This is a genomic window from Streptomyces sp. NPDC044061 (assembly GCF_056434305.1).
In genome coordinates, this window is the sequence record NZ_JBWKFL010000056.1 from 1 (window position 1) to 8,176 (window position 8,176).

An 8,176-nucleotide genomic window follows, 5' to 3' on the forward strand; every position below is an offset into this window, starting at 1 on the left:
TGGAGCGGACACCCGCTCGACCGCACCCGCACCAGCCGCCTCACCCGGCTCAGCTACCAACTCGCAGGCTGACCCAGGAATTGCGCACCAGAGTCAGGTTGAGGACCAAAACAGCTCCGTGGCTCGTGGCCAGCCCGTTTCTCGCCCAGTACCTCCTCCTCCAGCCCGGCCGGGCGGCCGGCGTGCGCATCCCGGAGGTCCGCTACGAGGAGCTGCGGGCCGCGGGTGCGGAAGGCCGATCCGTCCCGGACTGGCTGGCTGACGCGGCGAGGCAAGCGTGGGGGACCGAGTTGTCCGCGTCGCCGGTCGGCGACGTCGTCCTCGTCCGTGAGCGGTCCCGGTACGGGTACGGCAAGGCGTCATGGGAGATCAACCTCGGCTGTGACTACGACTGCGAGTTCTGCTACCTCGGGGAGAAGCGGTTCGAGGGCCTGGACTGGGCCGGTAAGCAGGCGCTGCTACAGACACTGAGGGACGCCGGTGTCTTGTGGTTGCAGATCACCGGTGGTGAGGCGCTGATCGACCGCGAGTTCGGCGCCGCGTACGAGTACGCCCACCAGCTCGGGATGATGGTCCAGGTCTCGTCCAACGGCTCCTCGCTGCGGAAGCAGCCGATCCGGGACCTGTTTGCCCGCCACCGGCCATACCGACTGACCCTGAGCGTCTACGGCGCCACCGCCGAGACGTACGACAAGGTGACGCGGAACCGCGGGGCGTTCGGCCGGTTCCTGATGGGCCTGGACGCCGCCCGCGAGGACAGGCTGCCGGTCCGCTTGAACCTGATCGTCTCGGACGGCAACGCGCACGAGACAGACGCGATGGTGTGCCTCGCGAAGTCGTACGGCTTCCCGCACCAGGTCTTCACGAACATGTCGCCCACGATCGACGGCGAGGCGAAACCCCTGGCGACGCAGGCACTGGGGCATCTCAAGGCCCGCAGCGTCTTCAGCGGTGACACCCTCCTGCACACCGACTTCGCCAGGGATAATGTACTGATCGTCCGCAAACGGGCCCGGCTCGTCGACTGGGCGTGGCCGACGCGAGGTGCAGCATGGATCGACCCGGGCGCCCTGGCACTGCGACTCATGCATTCCGGCCACCCGGTGGAGGAGGCAGTCGCCTTCGCGTGCCGCTTCCCGTCATGGAGGGACGCCGAACCGGAAGCCCTCGCGGCGTTCGGCGCGGCCACCGCGGCGCTGTGGCGGGAGATCGCCGAGGAAGACGGGATCCCGTGGAAGCGGGGTATGGCAGAGCGGGCGGCGACACTCGCGTATGTTCTTGCCAAGGGGTAGGTGCGACCTTGGCTGTGCAACCTGGCCTTGGTGGTGGGGGTGGTCGCGTGTTTCTCGGATGGTGATCTGGAACTGATGGGCGGCTGTCCGCCGACGGCGCTGTGGCACCTGCTGCATTCCGGGCCGCGGTCAGAGTGGAAGATCACGCCGTCCGCCTCGCCGCCCCGGCTGGCGATCGCCACCTGCAGTGCAGCGCCGACCAGGGCGGTGTCGTGCTGGGGCCCGTGGCGTAGCCGAGTGCCCGGCGGGAGAGACGCGTCGTGGCCGGACGCGAGGTAGACCTTGCCCTCGCCGGTGTCGATCTCGATCGTGTCGCCCCACCACAGCACGTCCGGTCCGGCGCGTCGAAACCACGTCGCAACAGGTCAAAAGAGGCTTTCCGTTTGCCCTGCCACATCAGCGACCTGCGTCGGCGGGGCAGTTCGCGGCCATCAGGGCGGCACGGGCCGCTGCGCCTCAACTCAACCAGCCGGCAATGGCGTGGACGAGTGCTTCGCCGCCTTGCTCGACCACCGTTCCCGCCACCAGAGCGGGCAGTGCCTGGACGACTCCCCGGAGCGCGCCGGCCCGGACCTGGGGATCGGGAGCAGACAAGGACGCATCGACGGTGTCGGTCATCGCCCGCAGCGCCGCCGCGTGGTCCAGGGTTCCCTCGTTACGGTCGATTTCAGCCCGAAAGGACGTGAGGAGTCCCCGTACGGCCTCGATGTCGACGGCTCCCTGGACGGAGGCGTGCTGGTACACGTGGGAGATGTCCTGACCCGCGACGTTCTGGATGGGGGCATTGCTGTTGCCGCCCACATGAATGCCCGATCCGTGTCCTGGCAGTTCCTCCGCACGACGGCCGCGTCCCACGATCATCGTTTCCCTCCTGAAGTTGCGTTGCTCTGGCCCACGCCGTGGATGTCGCTGCCCGCGACGTTCTGGATGGGAGCGTTGTTGTCGCCGTACACCTGGATGTTGGTGATGACTGCGGCCACCTGACGCTCGTACGGCGCAGTGTCGACGCCCAGTTCGTCGAGGTACTCGGACACGGTGCGAAAAATGCAGGTCTGCATCAGCACGACGTGCCGCTTGGCGTCGTCGCTCTGGTGCATGTCGGTGACCTCCTCGGTGGAGTACCGATCGCGCAGGCTGACCGGGTCCTTCTCCTGCGCCCGGCTGTCCTCGCACGGCTCTGCGAGGGCGAGCCGGCCCACGGACCTCCAGAGCGCGAGCGGCCCCGACAGAGCGTCCAGTAGTGCCTGTACAGCGATCCAACCGAGCAGGCGGACTCCGCGCTTGGCGACAGGAGCGGCGGTCACGCGTAATTCGTTGTACAGGGGCGTCATCACGTGCGGTCGTACTGTCAGGCGCACTTCTCCCGCCTCCAGCGCGGCGTGGACGAAGACACTCACAACGACCTGCCCGTCCCAGCTGACGCACTGAGCACGCAGGTACAGCCGATCTGGGATGCTCGACGGGGACCGACGGCCCCGGCCGCGCAGGTCCGGCAACTCCAGCTTCGTCGCGCGGGTGCGTCGCAGCCACAGGGCGGCCGGAAGCCCCTGCACCTTCGTTGCGGTCAGGCCGGGCAGCGGCTCGGTGATCTCACGCGCTCCACGTCCGAGGTCTCTCAGGGCGGTACCCATCCGCCGTAGCAACTCCTCCTCCCCGAACTGGTTGACCGACGCCTCAGGGTCTTTGGGTACGAGCGGAATGCCGATATCCGCGGCGCCCCAGACATCGCGTCCGGCGCCGACGAATCGCTCTGGATCGTCGTAGGGCAGCTCCAGCCACGTCTGCTCTCGGCTGAGCTTCGCCATCCGGCGCCCACCTCTCGGGGCCACCCAAGGCAATCGGTCCGAGGACACTTGCTCACTGGTGATTCCTCTCAGGGCGGCCCGAGCCGCGAACCGGTCACCGGCATGCACCAGCACCGCCCCCGCCAACATCGCGAACGGCAGGACGACCAGGCCGACCCGCAAACCCAACACCTCAGCACCGGTCGACTCATAAGGCACAACCGCGAGCACCCACGGCACGCACAGCACGAAATACGCCGACCGGGCAGAGACCGCCAGCCGTGACTTCTTCGCCTTTCTCCGCGCCCGCAGTGCAGCCCACCGCATCAACAGGGCCACGAGGACTGCAACGACCCACACCACGCCAGCTCGCGGTGTCAGGTATGCCAGGGCCGCAGCCACCAGCAGCACACCAAGCCTTCTCACCCACCAGCGCCTTCGTGCGCGGAGGCTGTGCGCCACCACCGGCACCAGGTCGAACCCGTACGACGGGACAGCCAACGGCGGACCATGCAGAACGTGATCCATCACCCAACGCGCCATCGGCTCGCCCAGCGGAGGGCAGTCGTCGCTTCCCACAAGGTAGATGCGCCGACGCGTACTGCGCCGCGGCTTGTCGGCCTTGCCGCCCTCGCCGCGAACCCTCCGCCACCATGCCTTGACGGCTCCAATCCGGTCAGGACGCGCGTACACGGCCTGGCACAGCAGCCTGGTCACTTCCGACGAAGTCGGATCCACTGCGTCGAACCGTCCGTCACCGACTGCCAAAGGACCGGCCTGAACCGGCACTTCGGGCCCGTCGGACAGCTCTTCTTCGGCCCGCTCCCGGACACGCGCCCCCCACCCGAACCCCATTAACCGCCCCCCGGTTCTCAGTACGGCGGGCATCCTCACTGCACGGCGGGCAAAGCGCTAGAGCACAAACACGACAACATGCTCAACCAGAGGGAATCCCGGTTTCTTTGGCCGAATCTCACCGCTGCGAGGAATCCGAAGAGGCTACGCCTGTGACCCAAATCCCCCCCTGCCGTGTGCGGTGAGCATCCGGCTTTGGCCGGACCGCGCAGGCTGCGGTCCCCCTACCCGTAGCGCGGCCCGCCGCCCCCAGTCAGTTCGTGTTCGGCTGTGGCGTCCTGCCGGCCGGTTATCAGGCCGAGCGGGCCAAGGCGGGGGCGATGGCCCGGCAGGCTGGTCCGCTTGCCGACGCGGCCGCCCGGCAGGAGATGCGGGTTGTCGAGTTGGAGGCGTACCGCAGGGGACAGCAGCTGCAGGCGGAGGTCCGCAAGCTGGAACCGACGACGTCCGGGTCTAGGAGAGGCGGATGCTGGCCGAGGCCGAGCGTGACGCGCGGATCTCGGGGGCGCAGGCCGAGGCGATGGGGACGGAGCTCGTGGCGGCTGAGGCGGGCGGGGTCAAGACGGCCGCGGGTGCCGAGGCCGGGGCCACCAAGACGCGGGGCGCGTGCTCCGTCTTCCGGACGCCACCCCCGGTGCCCGTGCCCGGCTCCCGCCCCGGACCGATACCAGGATGCCGGTTGGTCTGATGACCCGACGGCCATCGCCCTCGCCTTTCCCCGCACTGAGGTCCTTGCCGCCGCAGAACACGCCGCTATCCGGTCACCGTGACTAGCGTGGAGGGATCCGGGCCCCCGGCTCACCTGTGCTGGATCAAGAACGGCGGCGTCTACCTGGCCGGTACCGCACGAGGCCCTCCGCCCCTCACACCGTGCACGCCGGCGGCTGGCCTCGGCAACCGGCCCGCGCGTTCCCGGCGGCGATGACGGCACCTTCCACGTCATCGATCTGTGTACCCCCGGACAGGCGACGGTCACACCCTTCTCACCACGCTCCGCGCCGTCCTCGCCCGCGGTGTCATCCGGCTCCGGCTCACCTTCGACGCCCAGGCGGTGGCGTTGACCACCGCCCGATCCCGCACACCTCCGGGCGGTGGCGTTGACGACCGCCACCGCTTAACTCCGCCCACCTCCTGGCGTGGTGTTGACCACTGCCTGCCCCCCCGCCCACCTCCGGGCGGTGGCGTTGACGACCGCCACCGCTTAACTCCGCCCACCTCCTGGCGTGGTGTTGACCACTGCCTGCCCCCCGCCCACCTCCGGGCGGTGGCGGTGGTGACCGCCACCGCATAACCCCGCACACCACGGACCCCAGGGGCCGGTTGCCCTACCGGCAGTGCCCAGCCGTGGCCCCGGGGCGCGCGGGGCTTACCGCCTACCGGCCGACTTGTGGGGCTTGGGCTGTGTCTCGCCAAGGTCCCAATCGCTCGGCCGCCGTGTGTGGCTGGCCGGCCACCGAATCCGACCCCGCCCCGGTAGTAAGGAGTTGTCAGATGCCCTTCGGCAGTCCGATCACCCTCGACCACAACAACCGGCTTGTCCCGGTCTTCGATCCTGTTCTGCGTACCTATTGTGTTCAGTTGTGGAGGAATGGCACGCCGGGCGGAATCCACGGCCTTGTCGAAGACTTCCCCGACCCCGATGACGCGGTCAGCACCCTCAACACCTTCCTCAAGACGGTGCAGGTGCGGCCGCTCACCGACACCGAACTGGCCGTCCTTGGCATCGCGCTCGTCCGAGCAAAAGAGGGATGACCACTCGCTCCACACGCCAACCGGCCACCGTCCGGCATTCCGCGGGGGTTGTGCGGCTAACCCTGGCGTCCGCCACGGTGCACCCAGCCGGGAACGCCCCGCACGCATCCCCCTTCCGTGTGCGCTGTGAGCTTGTCCGGCACGGCCGGGCCGCGCCAGGTGCGCAGCACCTTGCCTGCACCGCGCGTGGTCCGGCCACACACCCAGCCCCCGGGCCTGCAGCGCTCTGCGCCGGCCCCCTTCAAGGCCCCGAGCCGCTTCCCGGCCGCCGGCACCCCGTCCACGACCCGACAAGGGAGACCTGTGATGACCATGCATATCCAGCGTCCTGTGACCGTGACCGCCCGCATCGATACCCCCGCCCCCCACCGGGGCCGGATACGCCGACGCGTTCATGGTCACCGTCTACGTCAATGTCGAGCCGCATTCCTTCTGCGGCTACCACACCGGTCACATGGTCGCCGAGGTCACCACCACCGACGGTCACCCGCTACGCCTGGTCTTCCACACCGGCCGGGTGAGTGACCCCCACACGGCCGCCGATGCCGCGTTCGTCGTCGGTAACCGGCATGCCAGCGACGACCGTGGCCAGGACTGGCCCGCCGATGTCAGGTCACTGTCCGTCGGCGATGTCCTCGCCGTCACCGCACCCGACGGCACCACCACCCACCTCACGATCGACTCGTACGGCTTCTCCGAGATCCTGCCGCCCGCCGTCGGCACGGACCTCACCGGCACCCGCGCGACGTCCCGCACCGCCTGAACCACCCACCCTGCCCCGTCCCGTCACCTCACGGGACGGGCCCCACATGCACACGGGGCTGATACGGACGAGCCGGACACGGCGGCCGGGGCCCGGGGGCCGGTCTCGTCACCGTGCTCGCCCCCGGCCGGGCCGCCACCGACTGCCGGGCGGTCGGTACACGCGAGAGTGCGCGCGTGTACGACTTCCGCTGGGCGGCAAGGACAACTACCCACCCGACGGGGAGGCCGCAGACGCGCTGCCCTCCGCGGCGAAGAGCGCAGCGCGGCGGCGCGGAAGTCCTCAAGCGTCAGGCGGGCCGCTGGTCGGCGGGATCCCCCGGGCGACGCTGCGCCCTTGCGGGTGGGAGGATGCCAGGGCCGGAAAGGGGCCTGGCCGGACCGGACGAGTCCTGCCGCTACACCCTGGGCCGCTCTGGCCTGTGCCGGAGGTGGACATCGCGCCCCCTACCGCTTCACCGGCCGCCTCCCACCGCCGACCCCCACACAGAGCCCCAGCCCCCTACCGCCTGGCATCCCCCGGCCAGACAGCCGCAGGGCCTGCGGCTGAGAGGCTGCGCACCGTGGCGGCCGGGGGGCTTCCCGGTGAGCCCGCGTCGGCGTCGGCGTCGGCGCAAGAACAATGAGGGTCTGCTCGTCGCGCTGGGCGGGCTCGTGGTCGTCGCCTTTGGTGCTGGTCAAGGTCGGACAGTGGGTGTGGGCGCACGGGTGGGTCGGGGTCGTGTTCGGACTGCTGGCGCTTGTGGCCCTCGCGGGCTGGATCTACCGGCCAGTTGACCAGATGCGGTCCGCGTAGCCGCGGTTCCAGGGCCTGACCTACTCGCTCGGCCAGCTGGACGCCATGCACCACAGCGGCTTCGAGATCGCCGTACGTGACCTGTTGGCCCGGGACGGCTCCCGCGACGTGCTGCGCTGCGGCGGCCGGGGGCGGGCCTCGGCCGCCGACGTGAAAGGGGCCACGATCCCGCTCGGCCGGCTGTGGTCTGTTAACGGCACCTCGGTTGGGTCGTTGAGCGGGACAACGTTGAACGCGCCAAGGAGCCCCCTGCCAGCACGAGCACGCCTGCGTCCGCTGCCCCGTCCTCCAGGTCAACCCCAAGATGCTGCCCCGACTCGAAGAGCTGGAGAAGGACCTGATCCTGCGACGCAAACGGGCCGAATCCGAAAGATGGCTCGGCGAGATCGATGGCATCGACAAGACCCTGACCTTCCTCCGCAGCAAGCGCATCGAGGCCGAAAGGATCAAGCAACGGACCGCCGTCCACCTCGGACTGCCCCAAGTCCGTCGCTCCCAGGACTGAAGAAGTCGCTCATCGTCCCTCCGAGTGAAGTGCAGAGAAGGGTGATCCAGTGCAAGCGCCGCAGGAAAGGGGCTGGACGGCTCGGCTGTCGGGACTGGGCAGCTTGTAGACACTCAAACGGCACCGGCCGGCCGGTGCACGGCGGCGACGTCGTCGTGATGGTGACCCAGCGGGAGGATCTTCGGGCCTGCCCGCGATGTCGCCCGGCAGCAGCGCCTGCACCTGGTCGACCGGCGTGTGCTGGAGCGGTGGGCCCGGGGCGGGCGGCCTCTGCGGGGAGATCCTTCCGGTAGTTCCCCCACCGCCGGGAAGCCTCCACAGCTTCGCTGAGCTTCATCGCGCCGGTGGGGGGGGGCAGGTGGGTCCCCCCCCCCCCACCCTCCCTCCTTCCCCTCACCGACAACCCCCCCTACCCTTCCTTTTCCGAGCG

General features: G+C 69.5%; 6 protein-coding genes and 1 pseudogene. 5 read left to right on the forward strand and 2 right to left on the reverse strand.

The window, feature by feature from the left end:
* The first annotated feature begins 125 nt into the window (after positions 1–125).
* Entirely contained in the window at positions 126–1,292 is a 1,167-nt protein-coding gene (locus tag AC07CM_RS43975; protein ID WP_478882178.1) for a radical SAM protein, read from the forward strand.
* Positions 1,293–1,748: 456 nt separating this feature from the next.
* Here the strand turns inward: AC07CM_RS43975 and AC07CM_RS43980 are convergent, their stop codons facing one another.
* Together AC07CM_RS43980 and AC07CM_RS43985 are read right to left on the reverse strand one after the other, a co-directional pair.
* Positions 1,749–2,153: a hypothetical protein gene (locus tag AC07CM_RS43980; protein WP_478882179.1), complete on the reverse strand. Its 405-nt coding sequence runs from the start codon at positions 2,151–2,153 to the stop codon at positions 1,749–1,751.
* Positions 2,150–3,931: a hypothetical protein gene (locus tag AC07CM_RS43985; protein WP_478882180.1), complete on the reverse strand. Its 1,782-nt coding sequence runs from the start codon at positions 3,929–3,931 to the stop codon at positions 2,150–2,152. The genes AC07CM_RS43980 and AC07CM_RS43985 overlap by 4 nt, the downstream gene beginning before the upstream one ends.
* A gap of 275 nt (positions 3,932–4,206) precedes the next feature.
* On the opposite strand from AC07CM_RS43985, the pseudogene AC07CM_RS43990 reads away from it, so the two are divergent.
* The 4 genes and pseudogenes from AC07CM_RS43990 to AC07CM_RS44005 form a co-directional block, all read left to right on the forward strand.
* A pseudogene (locus tag AC07CM_RS43990) lies at positions 4,207–4,556 on the forward strand (flotillin family protein); the annotation flags it as partial.
* 866 nt (positions 4,557–5,422) lie between these two features.
* Complete coding sequence (locus AC07CM_RS43995; RefSeq protein ID WP_478882181.1) at positions 5,423–5,683, forward strand: hypothetical protein; 261 nt, start codon at positions 5,423–5,425, stop codon at positions 5,681–5,683.
* Positions 5,684–6,077: 394 nt separating this feature from the next.
* Positions 6,078–6,446, forward strand: a complete 369-nt coding sequence (locus tag AC07CM_RS44000) for a hypothetical protein (protein ID WP_478882182.1) — start codon at positions 6,078–6,080, stop codon at positions 6,444–6,446.
* Between the two features lie 1,099 nt (positions 6,447–7,545).
* Complete coding sequence (locus AC07CM_RS44005) at positions 7,546–7,746, forward strand: recombinase (RefSeq protein ID WP_478882183.1); 201 nt, start codon at positions 7,546–7,548, stop codon at positions 7,744–7,746.
* Positions 7,747–8,176: the final 430 nt, after the last annotated feature.

What these genes read in the sequence shown, in the direction of transcription:
- AC07CM_RS43980 (WP_478882179.1), bottom strand. Translation starts at nt 2,153, where the DNA reads ATGATCGTGGGACGCGGCCGTCGTGCGGAGGAACTGCCAGGACACGGA.
- AC07CM_RS43985 (WP_478882180.1), bottom strand. Translation starts at nt 3,931, where the DNA reads ATGGGGTTCGGGTGGGGGGCGCGTGTCCGGGAGCGGGCCGAAGAAGAG.
- AC07CM_RS43995 (WP_478882181.1), top strand. Translation starts at nt 5,423, where the DNA reads ATGCCCTTCGGCAGTCCGATCACCCTCGACCACAACAACCGGCTTGTC.
- AC07CM_RS44000 (WP_478882182.1), top strand. Translation starts at nt 6,078, where the DNA reads ATGGTCACCGTCTACGTCAATGTCGAGCCGCATTCCTTCTGCGGCTAC.
- AC07CM_RS44005 (WP_478882183.1), top strand. Translation starts at nt 7,546, where the DNA reads ATGCTGCCCCGACTCGAAGAGCTGGAGAAGGACCTGATCCTGCGACGC.